Below are 16195 nucleotides of genomic sequence, written 5' to 3' on the forward strand. Positions count from 1 at the left end.
CCTACGAATTGTTACAACTGCAAGGCAACAGCCATGGCGACCACCACCCCGGACCGACATGCCGCGCTGACCCGCTCGGGGCTGAACCTGATCCAGCAGGCGATCTCGATCTTCGACGCCGACCTGCGGCTGGCGGTCAGCAACCGGCCCTATCAGGCGATGTTCGGCCTGCCGGACGAACTGACCCGGCCCGGCACCACCTTCGAGGATACGATCCGCTATCTGGTGCATCGCGGCGAATACGGGCCGCAGGAGGATACCGAGGCCGCGATTCGCGAGCGCGTGGACCAGGCCCGCACCTTCCAGCCGCATTACATGGAAAGAAAGCGCGCCGACGGCCGCTGGATCTCGGTCGAGGGGGCGCCGCTGTCGCAGGGCGGCTGGATCGCGGTCTATACCGACATCACCCAGATCAAGCGGCAGGAGGAACTGCTGCGCGCCCGCTCCGAGGAGCTGTCCGAACTGGTGCTGGACCATGCCGAGCGGCTGTCGGCCGCGAACCGGGCGCTGGCCGCGACCAATGCCGCGCTGGAGGAGGCCAAGCGCATCCTGACCGAATCCGAGGCCCGCACCCGCCATGTTACCGCCATGGTCCCGGCCCATATCGCGCATATGGACCGCGATTATCGCTATACCTTTTCCAACAACCAGATCGCGGCGGTGTTTCCCGGTGCCGACCGCGGCATCATCGGCCGCGCGGGCGAAGAGGTGCTGGGCCGCGAGACCTTCGACCGCATCCGCCCGCATATGGACCGCGCCGTCGCCGGCCAGCCGCAGGTGTTCGAGATCACGCACCCACCCTCGGGGCGCCGCATCCGCATCGCCCTGACCCCGGACCCCAACGGGCGCGGCGCCTATGTGCTTTCCACCGACGTGACCGCCGAGGTGCAATCGCGCGAGGCGCTGACCCATGCCGCCAAGCGCGCGCTGGCGGCGCAGATGACCTCCGGGCTGGCGCATGACTTCGGCAACCTTCTGACCATCATCCTTGGCCTGCAAACCCGGCTGGCGCGCGCCGGCCTGCCGCCGGAACAGGCCGAGGACGTGCAGGCGACCCTCGCCGCCGCCCGGCGCGGGGCGACGCTGCTGGACGGCATCGCCGCGCTGACCGGCAAGCGCGAACAGCACCCGCAGCCGGTTGACCTCGACGCGCTCTTCGAGCATCTGGCCGCCATGGCCCGGCCGACGCTGGGCGCCGCCGTGACGCTGGAACACGCCACGACCAACCTGCCGGCGCGGCTGATGCTGGACCCCGGCGCGCTGCAGGACGCGCTGCTGAACCTGATCCTGAACGCCCGCGACGCCATGCAGGGCAAGGGCCGCATCGGCTTGCAGGCCCGCACGGCCGGGCGCTGGCTGGAAATCACCGTCACCGACAGCGGCCCCGGCTTTTCGGACGAGGCCCTGGCCCGCGCCACGCAGCCTTTCTTCACCACCAAGGGCAGCAAGGGCAGCGGGCTGGGCCTGTCGATGGTCTATGACCAGGTCAAGCTGGCCGGCGGCACGCTGCGGCTGGCGAACCTCGCCCAGGGCGCGCAGGTCGCGATCCGCCTGCCCCTGCGCGCCGCCCGCCCGCATCTGGTCCTGCTGGTCGAGGATGACGACGCCATCCGCAGCCATATCCGCCAGATGCTGACCGCCCAGGGCCATTCGGTGATCGAGGCCGGCTCGCTCAGTGAGGCGCGCGGCCTGACCGACCTGTCCGGCCTGACGCTGATCCTGTCCGACCTGCAACTGGGCGACGGTTCGGGCGCCGATCTGCGGGGCCGCGGCCTGCCGCTGGTGCTGATGACGGCGCTGCCGCCGGGCGATGCGGGCAGATCGGGGCTTGACGGCACGGTGCTGACCAAGCCCTTTGGCGACACCGAACTGGCCCTGGCCCTGGCAGAAACCGATGACTGACGCGCCCCTGATCGCCATCCTCGACGACGAGCCCGAGATCCGCCGCCTGCTGTCCGCGGCGCTGGAGGAGGCGGGCTTCCGCACCCTGGGCTTCGGCCGCGCCACCGAATTCGAGGCGGCGCTGCGCCGCATCCAGCCCGATGCCTGCCTGATCGACCTGGGCCTGCCCGACCGCGACGGGCTGGCGCTGGTGCACCGGCTGGCCAGCCAATCCGGCGCGGCGATCATCATCATCTCGGGCCGGGCGCAGGTGCAGGATCGGGTGACCGGCCTCGAACTGGGCGCCGACGACTATATCATCAAGCCCTTCGAGCCGGCCGAGGTGGTGGCCCGCATCCGCGCCCGGCTGCGCAAGCCGCAGCGCGACGCCGGCCCCGGCCGCCAGCAGATCCGCTTTGCCGGCTGGTCCGCGGATTTCGACCGCTACACGCTGACCTCGCCCGAGGGGGCCGAGACGCCGATCTCCCACGCCGAGGCCGAGGTCTTGCGGCTGTTTCTCGACAACCCGCGCCGGCTGATCTCGCGCGCGCAGATGCTGGAGACGCTGGGCGGCACGGCGGGGGAAAGTTTCGACCGGGCGATGGACGTGCGCATCTCGCGCCTGCGCACCAAGCTGGGCGAGGATCCCAAGAACCCGCGCCTGATCAAGACGATCTATGGCGCCGGCTATATCTTTCTGGCCGAACTGGGCTAGATTGCCCCCATCGTCGCGGAGATTGCCATGCCCACCGTCTATGTCCTGAACGGCCCGAACCTGAACCTGCTGGGCCAGCGCCAGCCCGAGATCTATGGCAGCACCACGCTGGCCGACGTGGAGCGCGACTGCAAGGCGCTGGGGGCCGAGCTGGGGCTGGAGATCGACTTCTTCCAGTCGAACCACGAAGGCGCGATCATCGACAAGATTCACGAGGCGCGGCTGCGGGCCCAGGCCATCGTCATCAACCCGGCCGCCTTCACCCATACCTCGGTCGCGATCCTCGACGCGCTTAACACCTTCGACGGGCCGGTGCTCGAGGTGCATATCTCGAACGTGCACAAGCGCGAGAGCTTCCGCCACCATTCCTATGTCAGCCTGCGCGCCGAGGGCGTGATCGCCGGCTTCGGCGTCAACGGCTATCTGCTGGCATTGCAGCAGGCGGCGAAGATGGTCGGCTAGGCCCGGCCGGCCAGATGCCCAGGTTCTGCCGGAACCATTCGTAGCAGGCGCCATTGGCCTCGCCCCGGCCCTTGCCCTGCAAGGCAAAGTCCAGAAGCGCATGGCAGCGCGCGACCCGGCACTCGCCCGGCACCCGGCCCTCGGCATTCAGCCAGATCGGCACGCCGTTCAGCGCCAGGTTGCCCGAGAGCCAGGGGTCATCCACCGTCCACAGCAGTTCGGGGATGTCGAAGGCGCTGTCGGGCATGAATTCGGGCCGCAGCATGGCGCCGCCATAACCCTTGAGCACATCGACGTAGCCCGAGCGCAGCCAGGCATGCGGCTTGACCAGCCCCAGCGAGGCCGCACGCAGCAGGCGATAGCGCCAGTCCTTGCGCCGCAGCACCGCGCGCGGCTCGGGCCCGCCGTCATGGCCGGGCACGAATCCGCCGGCCTCGGCGATGACGCAATCCGGCTGCGCGCGCCGCGCCGCCAGAAAGCGGCTGGTCCACAGCGGATCATAAAGCCGGTCGTCGTCGCAGAGCAGCAATTCGCAATCCTGCCCGCGAAAATCCCGCACCGCCGGCAGGATCTTGGTCGCCGGGCCCAGGTCGTCCTCGACCGTGACGATGCGCACGCCCTCGGGCACCGCCGGCAGGCTGCCGTCCCAGTCGGGAAAGCGGCGATAGCGGCGCGGCAGGTAAAGCCGCACCTCGTCGGGGCGAACCTTCTGTTTCAGCAGCGATTTCAGGGTGGGTCCCAGCCCGGCAAAGCGCGGCGGGATCGAGGACAGGGTCACGACAAGAGGCAAGCTGGCATCCTAGGTCAGTTCGGGCGTGCCCTCCTAACGCGCTCCAGCTTACAATTGGCTGACGGCCGCCGTCACGATCGCGTCAGAACAGCCCGCGCCGCGCCAGCGCCTGGCCCAGGGCGTCGGCGCCGGTGAAATGGATGCCGTCGATGCCCAGCGCCCGGGCGCCCTCGACGTTGTCCGGGTTGTCGTCGATGAAGATGCAATCCTCGGGGCGCAGCCCGTTGCGGTCCATCAGGATGCGATAGACCGCGGGCTCGGGCTTCAGCGCCCCGACCCGCCCCGAAACCACGATGTCGCGGAACAGCTGGCCCAGCCGGGGATGGATTTCCAGCGCATGGGGCCAGGTCTCGGCCGCCCAGTTCGTCAAGCCATAGAGCGGCACATTCCGCGCCAGCAGCGCCTCGGCGATCTCCCAGGCGCCGGGCACGGTCTTTTCGATGGTCAGCGGAAAGGCGGCCAGATAGCCCGCCAGATGCCGGGCCTCGTCGCCATGCGCCTCGCGCGCGGCCTCGAGACCCTTAGCAAAGCTGCGCCCGCCGTCCTGCAACCGGTTCCAGCCGTCGAAGCCGATGCGCGCCATCCAGGCCTCGGCCGCGGCGCGGCTGGTGAAGACATCGGCAAAGGCCAGCGCCGGATCCCATTCGATCAGCACCGCCCCCAGGTCGAAGATCACGCTTTTCATCGCCGGCCTCCTTTGCCATCCGGCCGGATCGTGCCGAAACACGGCCGGCCCGGCAAGCCGGCGCGCTTCTGCCGGGCGCCAAGCCGTGCTAGAGGCGGGGAAACCGCAGGAAGGGGAAACCGCATGACCATATCGGTTGCTGGGCTGGGCTATGTCGGCATGTCGATCGCGGTGCTGCTGGCGCAGCACGACGCGGTGGTGGCGCTGGACATCAGCGCCGAGCGGGTGGCCCAGGTGAACGCCCGCCGCTCGCCCATCGAGGATGCCGAGATCAGCCGGTGGCTGGCGGAAAAGCCGCTGCAGCTGCGCGCCACCACCGACCCGGCCGAGGCCATGGCCGGCGCCGAATTCGTCATCGTCGCCACGCCGACGAATTACGACCCGCGCTCGAACCGCTTCGACACTTCCAGCGTGGAAAGCGTGATCGCGCTGGCCCGCCAGCACGCGCCGCAGGCGACCATCGTCATCAAGTCCACGGTCCCGGTCGGCTTCACCCAGCGCATGCGCGACGAGACCGGCCATGACGGCATCCTGTTCTCGCCCGAATTCCTGCGCGAAGGCCGGGCGTTGCAGGACAACCTGCACCCGTCGCGCATCGTGGTGGGCGACCACGGCCCGGCCGCGCATCGGCTGGCCGACCTGCTGGCCCAAGGCGCGATCCGCAAGGACATGCCGGTGCTGTTCACCGGCTCGACCGAGGCCGAGGCGATCAAGCTGTTCTCGAACACCTATCTTGCCATGCGCGTGGCCTATTTCAACGAGCTCGACAGCTATGCCGTCGCCCGCGGGCTGAACACGCGCGAGATCATCGAGGGCGTCGGCCTCGACCCGCGGATCGGCGATCAGTACAACAATCCCAGCTTCGGCTATGGCGGCTATTGCCTGCCCAAGGATACCAAGCAATTGCTGGCGAACTACGATCAGGTGCCGCAAAGCCTGATCGCCGCGGTGGTGGACAGCAACCGCACCCGCAAGGATTTCATCGCCGAGGAAATCATCGCCCGCCGTCCGAAGCTGGTCGGCGTCTATCGGCTGGTGATGAAATCCGGCTCGGACAATTTCCGCGACAGCTCGATCCAGGGCATCATGAAGCGGATCAAGGCCAAAGGCATCCCCTGCATCGTCTACGAGCCGGTGCTGGAACAGGACCATTTCTTCAACAGCCCGGTGGTGCGCGACCTCGGCGCCTTCAAGGCCCAGGCCGACCTGATCATCGCCAACCGCCAGGCGCCCGAACTGGCCGACGTGCAGGACAAGGTTTACACCCGCGACCTGTTCGCCCGCGACTGAGCTTGCCAAAGCCGCGCGCCGGCCCTAGTGTCCCGCCCACGACTCATACACTTGGGGTGCCCCGAACGGGGCTGAGAGGTGCCAGGCACCGACCCATCGAACCTGATCCGGCTCATACCGGCGGAGGGAAGGGTAGAGTGTCGCGGCACGCAGACCACATCAGCCGCCACCCCCCTCTCCGCCGCCTCGACCGGACAATGAAAGGCGGATCATGGCGGGACCAGCTCGCATCGCGCTGACCATCGCCGGCTCGGACAGCGGCGGCGGCGCCGGCATCCAGGCCGACCTCAAGACCTTCTCGGCGCTGGGGGTCTATGGCGCGTCCGTGATCACAGCCATCACCGCCCAGAACACCCGCACCGTCGCCGCGGTCGAGGCGGTCTCGCCCGCCATGGTCGCGGCGCAGATCGACGCGGTTTTCGGCGATCTGGACGTGCGCGCGATCAAGATCGGCATGGTCGGCGGCCCGGATGTGATCACAGCCGTCGCGGACCGGCTGCGCATCGCGCTGCAGGCCGATCCGGTCCCGGTGGTGCTGGACCCGGTCATGGTGGCGAAATCCGGCGACGCGCTGCTGCCCGACGCGGCGGTCCAGGCGCTGCGCGACCGGCTGCTGCCGCTGGCGACCGTCCTGACCCCGAACCTGCCCGAGGCCGCCCGGCTGCTGGGCCGCGCCCCGGCCGGCACGCCCGCGGAGATGGCCGAACAGGGCGAGGCGCTGCGTGCCCTGGGCGCGGGCCATGTGCTGATGAAGGGCGGCCATGCCGAGGGCGAAACCTGCACCGACCTGCTGGTCGGGCCGCAGGGCTTTCCGCTGTCGGCGCCGCGCCAGCAAACCCGCAATACCCATGGCACCGGCTGCTCGCTGTCCTCGGCCATCGCGGCGGGGCTGGCGCTGGGGCTGGACCTGCCCGATGCGATCACCCGCGCCCATGGCTGGCTGCAAGGCGCCATCGGCGCCGCCGACGGGCTGGGGATCGGGCTGGGCCATGGGCCGGTGCATCACTTCTACAAGATGTGGGGCGCTGAATGACCCAGATAACAATTCTTGGTAGCGGCGTGATGGGGTTGGCCATTGCCTCGACCCTGCTGGATCGCGGCATCACCCCGCGCATCATCGATCCTGCCGGCAAGCCTGGCGCGCAGGCTTGCAGCTGGCGCGCCGGCGGCATGCTGGCCCCCTGGTGCGAGGCCGAAAGCGCCGAGCCGGTGGTCCTGCGCCTGGGTCTCGACGCCGCCGACTGGTGGCAGGCGCATGGCGCCGAGGTCGTCCGGCGCGGCACGCTGGTGCTTGCCCCCTCGCGCGACCGGGCGGAACTGGACCGCTTTGCCCGGATGACAGAGGCGCATCGCCCGGTCAACGCCGACGCCATCGCCGCGCTGGAGCCCGAGTTGCAGGGCCGTTTCGCGCGCGGGTTGTTCTTCGAAAGCGAGGCGCATCTGAACCCCCGCGCCGCCCTCATGGCGCTGCGCGACCGGCTGGCCGCTGCCGGCGTGACCATCGAGACCGAAGGCGAGCCGAGCGGCCTGACCGTGGACGCCCGCGGCTTTGCCGCCCGCGACGCCTTGCCCGACCTGCGCGGCGTGCGGGGCGAGATGCTGGTGATCCGCTGCCCCGAGGTCCAGTTGACCCGCACCATCCGCCTGCTGCACCCGCGCATCCCCCTATATCTTGTTCCAAGGGGAGACGGCGTATACATGATCGGCGCCACGATGCTGGAAACCGGCGGCAAATATCGCGTCACCGCCCGCTCGGCGGTCGAGATGCTGTCGGCCGCCTATGCGCTGCATCCGGGCTTTGCCGAGGCCGAGATCCTTGAACTCGGTTCGGACGCTCGCCCGGCCTTCCCCGACAACCTGCCGCGGCTGCGGCGGCGCGGAAGCACGCTGTTTGCCAACGGCCTCTATCGCCACGGCTATCTTCTGGCCCCCGCCGTGGCCCGCATGGCTGCCGACCACCTGCTGGACGGCCAGATACCGGAGTTCATGGATGAAAATCACCCTTAACGGCGAAAGCCGCAGCCTTGCCGGACCCTCGGTCCAGGATGCGCTGCAAGAAATCGGCCTGGGCGCGGCCAAGGTCGCCACGGCGCTGAACGGCGCCTTCCTGCCCGCCGCCGCCCGCGCCGGGACCAGGTTGAAGGATGGCGACGCGCTGGAAGTCGTGGCGCCGATGCAGGGGGGCTGAGATGCCGCGATTCTACGGAACCCATGTCGAAAGCCCGCTGATGCTGGGCACGGCGCTTTACCCCTCGCCCGCGATCATGGCCGAGGCCTTCCGCGCCTCGGGCGCCGGCATCGCCACGGTCAGCTTGCGCCGCGAGGGCGGGGCGGGCCAGGATTTCCACAATCTCATCAAGGGATTGAATGTCCCGGTCCTGCCCAACACCGCCGGCTGCCATTCCGTGCGCGAGGCGGTGACCACCGCCCAGATGGCGCGCGAACTGTTCGGGACTCCCTGGATCAAGCTGGAGGTCATCCGCGACGACGACACGCTTTGCCCCGACGTGATCGCCTTGGTCGAGGCGGCGCGGATCCTGTCGGACGACGGCTTCCAGGTCTTTCCCTATTGCACCGAGGACCTGTCGGTCTGCGGCCGGCTGCTGGACGCGGGCTGCGAGGTGCTGATGCCCTGGGGCGCGCCCATTGGCTCGGGCCGCGGGCTGAACAACCCCTATGGGCTGCGCAGCCTGCGCGCGCATTTCCCGGACGTGGCGCTGGTGGTGGACGCGGGCATCGGCCTGCCCAGCCATGCGGCGCAGGCGATGGAACTGGGCTATGACGCGGTGCTGCTGAACACCGCCGTCGCCAAGGCCGGCGACCCAGTGGCCATGGCCCGCGCCATGGCGCTGGCGATCGAGGCCGGCCGGCTGGCGGCTGGCGCCAATCCCATCGAGGCGCGCGACATGGCCGCGCCCTCGACCCCGCTGTTCGGCATGGCGGTGCTGGGATGAGATTGCCGCGTTTCTACCCGATCTTCGACAGCGCCGCCTGGCTGCGCCGCGCCCTGCCCCTCGGCGTCAAGCTGGTGCAGATCCGCATCAAGGACCAGCCCGCCGCGCGCCTGCTGGGCGAGCTGGCGCTGGCGCAGGAGCTGTGCCGCGAACATGGCGCCACGCTGGTCGTGAACGACCACTGGCAGGCCGCCATCGAACTGGGCTGCGATTTCATCCACCTGGGGCAGGAGGATCTGGACACGGCCGACATCGCCGCCATCCGCCGCGCCGGCATGCGGCTGGGGATCTCGACCCATGACCATGCCGAGCTGGACCGGGCGCTGGCGCTGGCGCCCGATTACGTCGCCCTGGGCCCGGTCTGGCCGACGATCCTGAAGAAGATGAAATGGGAACAGCAGGGCCTGGACCGGGTGCGGGAATGGCGCAAGCTGGTCGGCGCCACGCCCCTGGTCGCCATCGGCGGCGTCACCCCGGAACGCGCCCGCGAAGCCTTCGCGGCCGGCGCCGACCTGGCCTCGGCGGTGACCGACATCACGCTGAACCCCGACCCCGAGGCGCGCATCCGCGAATGGCTGGCGGCGACGGCATGAGCCGCTATCTGCGCCAGATGGTCCTGCCCGAAGTCGGCGCCGAGGGGCAGGAGCGCATCGAAGCCGCCCATGTCCTGGTCGTCGGTGCCGGGGGCCTGGGCGTGCCGGTGCTGCAATATCTGGCAGGTGCCGGCATCGGCCGCATCACGCTGATGGACCCCGACACGGTCGAGGAAACCAACCTGCACCGCCAGCCGCTCTATCGCATGAAGGATCTGGGCCGGCCCAAGGTGCAGGCCGCGGCGCTGGCGGTGACGCGGCTGAACCCGGGGGTCCTGCTCGAGGGCCGGCGCGAGGCGCTGACCCCGGCCAATGCGCCGGCGCTGGTCGCCGCGGCCGATGTGGTGCTGGACTGCGCCGACAGCTACGCGGCCAGCTATACGCTGTCCGACGCCTGCCTTGCCGTGGGCAAGCCGCTGATCTCGGCCTCGGCGCTGGGGATGGCGGGCTATGTCGGCGGCTTCTGCGGCGATCCCGGCCAAGGCGGCGCCCCCAGCCTGCGGGCGCTGTTCCCCGACCCGCCCGACAGCGGCCAGACCTGCGCCACGGCGGGCGTGCTGGGGCCGGTGGTCGGCCTGCTCGGCTGCCTGCAGGCGCAGATGGCGCTGCGGCTGCTTCTGGGCACCACGCCCTCGCCCCTGGGCGAGTTCATCCGCCTGGACAATGGCCGTTTCACGCAATTCCGCTTTGACGGCGCGCCGGAAAGCCCGGGGCCCCGCTTCATCGCCCGGCAGGACATCCGCCCGGGCGACCTGGTCGTCGACCTGCGCCCCAAGGACGAGGCGCCGCGCAAGGCCACGCCCAAGGCGCTGCGCATGCCCGGCTATGGCCCGATCGGCCCGCTGCCCGAACCCGGCCAGCGCGCGGTGCTGGCCTGCCGCTCGGGGCTGCGCTCATGGCGTGCCGCCGACGCCCTTTCGCGCCGCTGGGACGGCGAGATCACCCTTCTAGCCCTGGGAGACGAGACTTGAAGCACCTGCCCCTTGCCGCCGCCGCGCTGGCCCTGCTGGCGCAACCCGTCCTTGCCGCCGACAAGGTGACGCTGATGCTGGACTGGTTCGTGAACCCCGACCATGCCCCGATCATCGTCGCCCAGGAAAAGGGCTTCTTCGCCGACGCGGGGCTGGAGGTCGAGGTCGTCGCCCCCGCCGATCCCTCGGACCCGCCCAAGCTGGTCGCGGCGGGCAAGGCCGATTACGCCATCAGCTACCAGCCGCAGCTACACCTGCAGGTGCATGAGGGCCTGCCGCTGAAGCGCGTCGGCACCCTGGTCGCGACGCCCCTGAACTGTCTGATGGTCAAGGCCGACGGGCCGGTGCAGCAGCTTGCGGACCTCAAGGGCAAGAAGATCGGCTATTCGGTCTCGGGGGTCGAGGATGCGCTGGTCGGCCAGATCCTCAAGACCGCCGGCCTGACCATGGCTGACGTCGAGATGGTCAACGTCAACTGGTCGCTGTCGCCGGCGCTGATCGCCGGCCAGGTCGATGCCACCATCGGCGCCTATCGCAATTTCGAGCTGACGCAGATGCGGCTGGAAGGCGCCGAGGGTCGCTGCTTCTTTGTCGAGGAAAGCGGCGTGCCGACCTATGACGAGCTGATCTTCGTCGCCAATCCGCAGACCATGGACAAGGACCGCACCACCCGCCTGCTGCATGCGGTCGAGCGCGGCGCGCAATATATGGTCAACCACCCGGACGAGGCCTGGGAACTGTTCTCGGCCACCGCCCCCGATCTCGGGGACGAGCTCAACGCCGAGGCTTGGAAGGAAACCCTGCCGCGCTTTTCGCAATCGCCGGCGGCGCTGGACCAGGGCCGCTATGCGCGGTTCGAGCAGTTCCTCAAGGATGCCGGGCTGGTGGACAGCGTGCTGCCGGTCTCGGACCTGGCGATGGATGTGGGGGCGCCATGAGCTACGGTGAAAGCTTCGCCCGGCTGCGCGCGGCCGCGCCCGACTGGGACGCCTATACCCGCCACGGCTTCGTCGAGGGCATGCGCGACGGCAGCCTGCCGCGCGCGGAATACCTCGCCTATCTGGTGCAGGACTATCTGTTCCTGATCCAGTTCAGCCGCGCCTGGGCGTTGGCGGTGGTCAAGGCGGGCGATCTGGACGAGATGCGGGCCTGCGCCGCCACCGTGCATACGCTGCTCGACCACGAAATGGCGCTGCATGTGCAGACCTGCGCCGCGGCGGGGATCGACACGGCGGCGATGCTGGCGACGCCCGAAGCGGTGACGAACATCGCCTATACCCGCTATGTGCTCGACGCCGGGCTCGCGGGCGATTTCCTCGACCTGCTGGCGGCGCTGATGCCCTGCGTGCTGGGCTATGGCGAGATCGGCCTGCGCCTTGCGGCCGAGGCCGCGCCGGACACGCCCTATCGCGCCTGGATCGACACCTATGCCGGCACCGAATACCAGCAGGCCTGCCGCGACGCCGGCGCGCTGCTGGACGCGGCGGTCGGCAGGCGCCTGGGCGACACCCCGCAGGACAGCCCGCGCTGGAACGCGCTGACGGACCGCTTCGCCACCGCAACCCGGCTCGAGGCCGCCTTCTGGGATCTGGGCCGGGCATGACGGCACGGGTGCGGGGACAGGCCTGGGTCGGCGAGACGCCGCTGTTCGCCCCCATTGACCTGACGGTGGCGCCGGGCCGGTGGACCTGCCTGCTCGGCCCCTCGGGCGTCGGCAAATCCACCATCCTGCGCCTGCTCGCCGGGCTGGAAACCGGCGCGCGCTTTCAGGGCGAGGTCACGCGGGACGCCCCCGTCGCGCTGATGGCGCAGGATCCGGGGCTGATCCCCTGGCTCGACGTCGCCGGCAATGTCGCGCTGGGCGCCCGGCTGCGCGGCACGCTCCCGGCTTCTTTCTTGTCGAAATATCCCGGGGGGCGCGAGACCGACCCCGTCGAGGGGTCGGTCTCGCGGGGGGCAGAGCCCCCCCTGGACCCCGCCGCCCGCGCCGCGCATCTGATCGAGGCCGTGGGCCTTGCCGACCGCATCCATCACCTGCCCGCGAACCTGTCCGGCGGCCAGCGCCAGCGCGTCGCCCTGGCCCGCACGCTGTTCGAGGACCGGTCGCTGGTGCTGCTGGACGAGCCGTTCTCGGCGCTGGATGCGCGCACCCGGGCGCAGATGCAGGACCTGTCGGCCCGCCTGCTGCACCGCCGCAGCATCCTGCTGGTCACGCATGACCCGGCCGAGGCCGCCCGGCTGGGCGACCGCATCCTGCTATTGCGCGAAACCGGGCTGACCGACTGGCCGGTGCCCCTGCCCCGGCCCGAAGCCGCCGCCCGGCCCTTCGACGCGCCCGAGGTGCTGGCGCTGCAGGCCGAGTTGATGCGCGGGATGATGGCATGAGAACCGCGCTCGCCCTGATCCTGACCGTGCTCTGCCTGTGGCAGGGGCTGATCTGGCTGGCGCAGATGCCGCCCTTCCTGCTGCCCTCGCCCCAAGCCGTGGCCGAGGCGCTGTGGCTCAACCGCGCCGAGATCACCCGCCACGCCGGCTTTACCCTGGCCGAGGTGGTGCTGGGCTTTGTCCTCGGCGCGGCGCTTGGCGCGGCGCTGGCCATCGCCATGGGCTTCTCGGACCGGCTGACCGGCGTGTTGCGGCCGATCCTGACCTTCAGCCAGACCATCCCGGTCTTTGCCCTGGCGCCGATCCTGACGCTGTGGCTGGGCTTCGGCATGGCGCCCAAGATCGCCGTGACCGTGCTGATCGTGTTCTTCCCGGTCGCCAGCGCCTTCCTGGACGGGCTGATGCGCACGCCGCAGGCGGCGCTGGACCTGGCGCAGGTGATGGGCGCCAGCCGCATCCGCATCATGCGCCACCTGCGCATCCCAGCGGCGCTGCCCAGCCTTGCCACCGGGCTGCGGCTGGCGGCGGTCTATGCACCGATCGGCGCGGTGATCGGCGAATGGGTCGGCGGCGCCCGCGGCCTGGGCGCGCTGATGATCCACGCCAACGGCAGGATGAAGACCGACCTGGTCTTCGCGGCGCTGCTGGTCTTGTCGGTGATGACGGTGATCTTTGCCCGGGCGGTCGCGCTGGCGCTGCACCGGGCCTGGCGGCGCTACGGCGTCTAGACCAGGCGCGCGGCGCGGGCCAGGTCCTCGGGCGTGTTCAGGTTCAGGAACGGGTCCAGCGGCCGGCTGTCGAAGACCGCCCGGCCGGGGTCGTAGGCGGCGGCGAACTGGCCGATGCGGTGCAGCCCCGATTCCAGCGCCGCGCGCAGGTCGTCCCGCAAGGCCACCGGCCACAGCGCGCAGGTCGGATGGTCGCGCAGCCGGCCGCTTTCGTCCGGGCTGGCGGCGACGGCCAATCCGCTGCGGCCGCGCGCCTCGCGCAAGCGGTGCACCAGATCCTCGGGCAGGAAGGGCGTGTCGACCGAGACGCTGACCACGCAATCCGCGCCCTCGGCCGCCGCCCATTCCATCCCGGCCAGCACCCCGGCCATCGGCCCGGCAAAGCCGCCGAAACCGTCGGCGATCACCGGCAGCCCGTAATCGGCCAAGACCTCGGGCTCGCCATTCGCGTTGATCGCCAGCGCACCGCATTGCGGCGCCAGCCGGGCGATCACCCGCGCCAGAAGCGTCTCGCCCCCCAGCACCCGCAGGCCCTTGTTGCCGCCGCCCATCCGGGTCGACAGGCCCCCGGCCAGGATGACGGCGGGCACCGGCGTCATTGCAGATGCGCCGCGATCGCCCGGGCCAGCGCAAAGACCCGCTGCTCGAGGATGACCGGCGTCTCGCAGACATAGGTCAGCGACTGGTGGCGGTCCTGGAAGATGCGGCTGTCCCAGTCGAGCTTTTCCTCCTCGGCGTCGATAGCGTCGAAATCGGGCTGCTCGGCCTTTTGCAGCGACTCCATGCGGTCGCGCCGCTCCTGGATGCGCTTCGCCAGATCGACCTGCTTGTGGCCATAGCGCGCGATGCCCGAGATCAGCGCGCTGCGATCCGGCTCGATGCGCTGAAAGATCGCCAGCATCAGCGCGGTCAGTTTCTGATTGTCGGCGCCCTTGGAAAACTCGGCGATCTCGGCCTCGGCCTGCTCCATCGGCAGGCGGCGCTGCTCGAGCCGGTCGGCCAGGGCGGCGATCTCGGGCGTCTCGGCCAGGCTGCGGGCGGCCTCGTCGGGCTCGGGCCCGGTCCACATCTGGCCCAGCGACAGATGCGGCTGCTTGCGCTGCACGCAGGGCCAGTCGGGATCGGTGCCGCCTTCGGCATGGGCGGCGCCCGCCGCCGCCAGGGCCATGGCCAGAACCAGGTATTTCATGCTCCCCCCTTTCGCCGGGCCCAGAGCCCCTTGGCCGGATCATACATGATGACGGAACCGGCAAAGAACAGCACCAGGCACCCGGCCACCACCAAGAAGGACATGAGATCGAAGCGGCCGTAAAGGGCAAAGCGGATCAACTCAACCGCATGGGTGAAGGGATTGGCGGCGCAGATGTCATGCAGCAGCGTCGAGCTTTCGCGCATCCGCCACAGCGGGTAGAGCGCGGTCGAGGCGAAGAACATCGGGAAGATGACGAAATTCATCACCCCGGCGAAGTTTTCCAGCTGGCGAATGGCCGAGGACAGCAAAAGCCCCATCGACCCCAGCATCAGCCCCGACAGGAACAGCGCCGGCAGCACGGTCAGATAGCCGACGGGCGGCGGATCGACGCCCCAGAACCAGGCGATGGCCAGGAAGGTATAGACCTGGATGATCGAGACCAGCACGCCCGCGACCAGCTTCGAGGCCAGCAGGAACCAGCGCGGAAAGGGGCTGACCAGCAGGGTGCGCATCGCCCCGGTCTCGCGGTCATAGACCATGGACAGCGACGACTGCATGCCGTTGAACAGCTGGATCATCGCGCAAAGGCCGGGCGTGACATAGACCTCATAGAGGACATAGGTCTGGTAGGGCGGCGTGATCGACAGGCCGAGCACGGCGCGGAAGCCGGCGGCGAAGATGAAGAGCCAGACCAGCGGCCGGACCAGCGCGGCAAGGAAGCGGCCGCGCTGGGTGACGAAGCGCAGCGTCTCGCGCCGCGCGATGCCCAGGAAACAGGTCAGCCACATGCGGGGCGTCATGCCTGTTCCCCCGTCAGCCGCAGGAAGGTCCCGGTCAGGTCGTCGCCGCCGATGCCCTGGGCGGTGCCTTGGGCCAGAACCTCGCCGCGATGCAGGATCACCAGCCCGTCCTCGGGCCGGATCTCGTCCAGGATATGCGTGGCCCACAGCGCCGAGACCCCGGTCGCGGTCAGCGCCCGGGTCAGCGCCACCACCTCGGCGCGGGATTTCACGTCGAGGCCCACGGTCGGCTCGTCCAGAAGCAGGATCTCGGGGCGGTGCATCAGGGCGCGGGCGATCTCGGCCCGGCGGCTCTGGCCGCCCGACAGCGCCGCGACCCGCGCGTCCAGCCGGTCGGCCAGATCGACCTGGGCCAGCACCTCGGCGGCGCGCGCCCGCGCGGCGCGACGCGGGATGCCGTGCAGGGCGGCGTGATATTCCAGGTTCTGCGCCACGGTCAGGTCGGCATCCAGCGCACGGGACTGGAACACCACGCCCAAGCGGGCCAGGGCCGCGCCGGGCTGGCGGCGCAGGTCATGGCCCGCGACCTCGATCCGGCCCGAGTTGTTGTCGTAGAGCCGGGTGATCAGCGAAAACAGCGTGGTCTTGCCGGCACCGTTCACCCCCAGAAGCGCGGTGAAGCCGCCGCGCGGCACCGACAGCGACACGTCCTTCAGCGCCTGGAAGCGGCCGAAGGCGTGGCTGACATGCTGGATCGAAAGCGCATCGTTCATGGCAAAAGGGACGCGGGCTGGCCCGCGCCCGGCCTG

20 protein-coding genes and 1 riboswitch are annotated in these 16195 nt (G+C 70.0%); of the genes, 14 read left to right on the top strand and 6 right to left on the bottom strand.

What is annotated here, in order from left to right; translation table 11 throughout:
• Positions 1-33: 33 nt before the first annotated feature.
• The 3 genes from PARN5_RS0106585 to aroQ are packed head-to-tail and all read left to right on the top strand — an operon-like array spanning position 34 to position 3058.
• Positions 34-1902, top strand: a complete 1869-nt coding sequence (locus tag PARN5_RS0106585; RefSeq protein WP_017998976.1) for a PAS-domain containing protein — start codon at positions 34-36, stop codon at positions 1900-1902.
• Positions 1895-2596 (top strand): response regulator transcription factor, encoded by a 702-nt coding sequence (locus PARN5_RS0106590; RefSeq protein ID WP_017998977.1) that lies wholly within the window; start codon positions 1895-1897, stop codon positions 2594-2596. Before PARN5_RS0106585 ends, PARN5_RS0106590 begins: the two co-directional genes overlap by 8 nt.
• Before the next feature lie 27 nt (positions 2597-2623).
• Positions 2624-3058 (top strand): type II 3-dehydroquinate dehydratase, encoded by a 435-nt coding sequence (aroQ, locus tag PARN5_RS0106595; protein WP_017998978.1) that lies wholly within the window; start codon positions 2624-2626, stop codon positions 3056-3058.
• Here aroQ and PARN5_RS0106600 read toward each other — a convergent pair.
• Positions 3009-3848 carry a glycosyltransferase family 2 protein gene (locus PARN5_RS0106600; protein ID WP_157403939.1) on the bottom strand — a complete coding sequence of 280 codons (840 nt, stop codon included), beginning with the start codon at positions 3846-3848 and terminating at the stop codon, positions 3009-3011. The genes aroQ and PARN5_RS0106600 overlap by 50 nt on opposite strands.
• 82 nt (positions 3849-3930) lie before the next feature.
• Positions 3931-4533, bottom strand: coding sequence for an HAD family phosphatase (locus tag PARN5_RS0106605; protein WP_017998980.1), 603 nt, complete (start codon positions 4531-4533; stop codon positions 3931-3933).
• 123 nt (positions 4534-4656) lie between these two features.
• On the opposite strand from PARN5_RS0106605, the gene PARN5_RS0106610 reads away from it, so the two are divergent.
• The 11 genes from PARN5_RS0106610 (at position 4657) to PARN5_RS0106660 (ending at position 13454) form a co-directional block, all read left to right on the top strand.
• On the top strand, positions 4657-5823 hold the full coding sequence (locus PARN5_RS0106610) for a nucleotide sugar dehydrogenase (RefSeq protein ID WP_017998981.1): 1167 nt from the start codon (positions 4657-4659) through the stop codon (positions 5821-5823).
• 42 nt (positions 5824-5865) lie between these two features.
• A riboswitch (TPP riboswitch) is annotated at positions 5866-5969 on the top strand.
• A 65-nt stretch (positions 5970-6034) separates the two neighbouring features.
• Positions 6035-6856: a bifunctional hydroxymethylpyrimidine kinase/phosphomethylpyrimidine kinase gene (gene thiD / locus PARN5_RS0106615; RefSeq protein WP_017998982.1), complete on the top strand. Its 822-nt coding sequence runs from the start codon at positions 6035-6037 to the stop codon at positions 6854-6856.
• The gene (locus PARN5_RS0106620) at positions 6853-7830 is read left to right on the top strand and encodes an FAD-dependent oxidoreductase (RefSeq protein ID WP_026155220.1); all 978 of its coding nucleotides are present in this window, start codon (positions 6853-6855) and stop codon (positions 7828-7830) included. Before thiD ends, PARN5_RS0106620 begins: the two co-directional genes overlap by 4 nt.
• Positions 7814-8011 carry a sulfur carrier protein ThiS gene (gene thiS / locus PARN5_RS0106625; protein ID WP_017998984.1) on the top strand — a complete coding sequence of 66 codons (198 nt, stop codon included), beginning with the start codon at positions 7814-7816 and terminating at the stop codon, positions 8009-8011. Before PARN5_RS0106620 ends, thiS begins: the two co-directional genes overlap by 17 nt.
• Before the next feature lies 1 nt (position 8012).
• Positions 8013-8777, top strand: a complete 765-nt coding sequence (locus PARN5_RS0106630; protein ID WP_017998985.1) for a thiazole synthase — start codon at positions 8013-8015, stop codon at positions 8775-8777.
• Entirely contained in the window at positions 8774-9370 is a 597-nt protein-coding gene (locus PARN5_RS0106635) for a thiamine phosphate synthase (RefSeq protein WP_017998986.1), read from the top strand. The genes PARN5_RS0106630 and PARN5_RS0106635 overlap by 4 nt, the downstream gene beginning before the upstream one ends.
• Entirely contained in the window at positions 9349-10341 is a 993-nt protein-coding gene (locus PARN5_RS0106640; RefSeq protein WP_017998987.1) for a HesA/MoeB/ThiF family protein, read from the top strand. The genes PARN5_RS0106635 and PARN5_RS0106640 overlap by 22 nt, the downstream gene beginning before the upstream one ends.
• Complete coding sequence (locus PARN5_RS0106645) at positions 10338-11279, top strand: ABC transporter substrate-binding protein (protein WP_017998988.1); 942 nt, start codon at positions 10338-10340, stop codon at positions 11277-11279. The genes PARN5_RS0106640 and PARN5_RS0106645 overlap by 4 nt, the downstream gene beginning before the upstream one ends.
• A complete protein-coding gene (locus PARN5_RS0106650) occupies positions 11276-11944 on the top strand; it encodes a TenA family protein (protein WP_017998989.1) in 669 nt (222 codons plus the stop codon). Before PARN5_RS0106645 ends, PARN5_RS0106650 begins: the two co-directional genes overlap by 4 nt.
• Positions 11941-12726, top strand: a complete 786-nt coding sequence (locus tag PARN5_RS0106655) for an ABC transporter ATP-binding protein (RefSeq protein ID WP_198289572.1) — start codon at positions 11941-11943, stop codon at positions 12724-12726. Before PARN5_RS0106650 ends, PARN5_RS0106655 begins: the two co-directional genes overlap by 4 nt.
• On the top strand, positions 12723-13454 hold the full coding sequence (locus PARN5_RS0106660) for an ABC transporter permease (RefSeq protein ID WP_017998991.1): 732 nt from the start codon (positions 12723-12725) through the stop codon (positions 13452-13454). Before PARN5_RS0106655 ends, PARN5_RS0106660 begins: the two co-directional genes overlap by 4 nt.
• On the opposite strand, the gene mobA is transcribed toward PARN5_RS0106660, so the two are convergent.
• Genes mobA through PARN5_RS0106680 form a run of 4 tightly spaced genes read right to left on the bottom strand, consistent with a single transcriptional unit; the run spans position 13451 to position 16159 of the window.
• Entirely contained in the window at positions 13451-14053 is a 603-nt protein-coding gene (gene mobA, locus PARN5_RS0106665; RefSeq protein ID WP_017998992.1) for a molybdenum cofactor guanylyltransferase MobA, read from the bottom strand. The two genes, PARN5_RS0106660 and mobA, sit on opposite strands and share 4 nt — an antisense overlap.
• A complete protein-coding gene (locus PARN5_RS0106670; RefSeq protein WP_017998993.1) occupies positions 14050-14643 on the bottom strand; it encodes a hypothetical protein in 594 nt (197 codons plus the stop codon). Before PARN5_RS0106670 ends, mobA begins: the two co-directional genes overlap by 4 nt.
• Positions 14640-15446, bottom strand: a complete 807-nt coding sequence (locus PARN5_RS0106675) for an ABC transporter permease (protein ID WP_026155222.1) — start codon at positions 15444-15446, stop codon at positions 14640-14642. Before PARN5_RS0106675 ends, PARN5_RS0106670 begins: the two co-directional genes overlap by 4 nt.
• The gene (locus PARN5_RS0106680) at positions 15443-16159 is read right to left on the bottom strand and encodes an ABC transporter ATP-binding protein (protein ID WP_017998995.1); all 717 of its coding nucleotides are present in this window, start codon (positions 16157-16159) and stop codon (positions 15443-15445) included. The genes PARN5_RS0106675 and PARN5_RS0106680 overlap by 4 nt, the downstream gene beginning before the upstream one ends.
• Between the last annotated feature and the right edge of the window lie 36 nt (positions 16160-16195).

Source organism: Paracoccus sp. N5 (assembly GCF_000371965.1).
Lineage (GTDB): Bacteria > Pseudomonadota > Alphaproteobacteria > Rhodobacterales > Rhodobacteraceae > Paracoccus.

Bases quoted from the DNA above. Each gene is read 5' to 3' on its own strand.
- PARN5_RS0106605 (WP_017998980.1), bottom strand. From the start codon at position 4,533: ATGAAAAGCGTGATCTTCGACCTGGGGGCGGTGCTGATCGAATGGGAT.
- PARN5_RS0106660 (WP_017998991.1), top strand. From the start codon at position 12,723: ATGAGAACCGCGCTCGCCCTGATCCTGACCGTGCTCTGCCTGTGGCAG.
- PARN5_RS0106630 (WP_017998985.1), top strand. From the start codon at position 8,013: ATGCCGCGATTCTACGGAACCCATGTCGAAAGCCCGCTGATGCTGGGC.
- PARN5_RS0106585 (WP_017998976.1), top strand. From the start codon at position 34: ATGGCGACCACCACCCCGGACCGACATGCCGCGCTGACCCGCTCGGGG.
- thiS (WP_017998984.1), top strand. From the start codon at position 7,814: ATGAAAATCACCCTTAACGGCGAAAGCCGCAGCCTTGCCGGACCCTCG.
- PARN5_RS0106670 (WP_017998993.1), bottom strand. From the start codon at position 14,643: ATGAAATACCTGGTTCTGGCCATGGCCCTGGCGGCGGCGGGCGCCGCC.
- thiD (WP_017998982.1), top strand. From the start codon at position 6,035: ATGGCGGGACCAGCTCGCATCGCGCTGACCATCGCCGGCTCGGACAGC.
- PARN5_RS0106650 (WP_017998989.1), top strand. From the start codon at position 11,276: ATGAGCTACGGTGAAAGCTTCGCCCGGCTGCGCGCGGCCGCGCCCGAC.
- mobA (WP_017998992.1), bottom strand. From the start codon at position 14,053: ATGACGCCGGTGCCCGCCGTCATCCTGGCCGGGGGCCTGTCGACCCGG.
- PARN5_RS0106640 (WP_017998987.1), top strand. From the start codon at position 9,349: ATGGCTGGCGGCGACGGCATGAGCCGCTATCTGCGCCAGATGGTCCTG.
- PARN5_RS0106610 (WP_017998981.1), top strand. From the start codon at position 4,657: ATGACCATATCGGTTGCTGGGCTGGGCTATGTCGGCATGTCGATCGCG.
- aroQ (WP_017998978.1), top strand. From the start codon at position 2,624: ATGCCCACCGTCTATGTCCTGAACGGCCCGAACCTGAACCTGCTGGGC.
- PARN5_RS0106590 (WP_017998977.1), top strand. From the start codon at position 1,895: ATGACTGACGCGCCCCTGATCGCCATCCTCGACGACGAGCCCGAGATC.
- PARN5_RS0106635 (WP_017998986.1), top strand. From the start codon at position 8,774: ATGAGATTGCCGCGTTTCTACCCGATCTTCGACAGCGCCGCCTGGCTG.
- PARN5_RS0106655 (WP_198289572.1), top strand. From the start codon at position 11,941: ATGACGGCACGGGTGCGGGGACAGGCCTGGGTCGGCGAGACGCCGCTG.
- PARN5_RS0106675 (WP_026155222.1), bottom strand. From the start codon at position 15,446: ATGACGCCCCGCATGTGGCTGACCTGTTTCCTGGGCATCGCGCGGCGC.
- PARN5_RS0106680 (WP_017998995.1), bottom strand. From the start codon at position 16,159: ATGAACGATGCGCTTTCGATCCAGCATGTCAGCCACGCCTTCGGCCGC.
- PARN5_RS0106620 (WP_026155220.1), top strand. From the start codon at position 6,853: ATGACCCAGATAACAATTCTTGGTAGCGGCGTGATGGGGTTGGCCATT.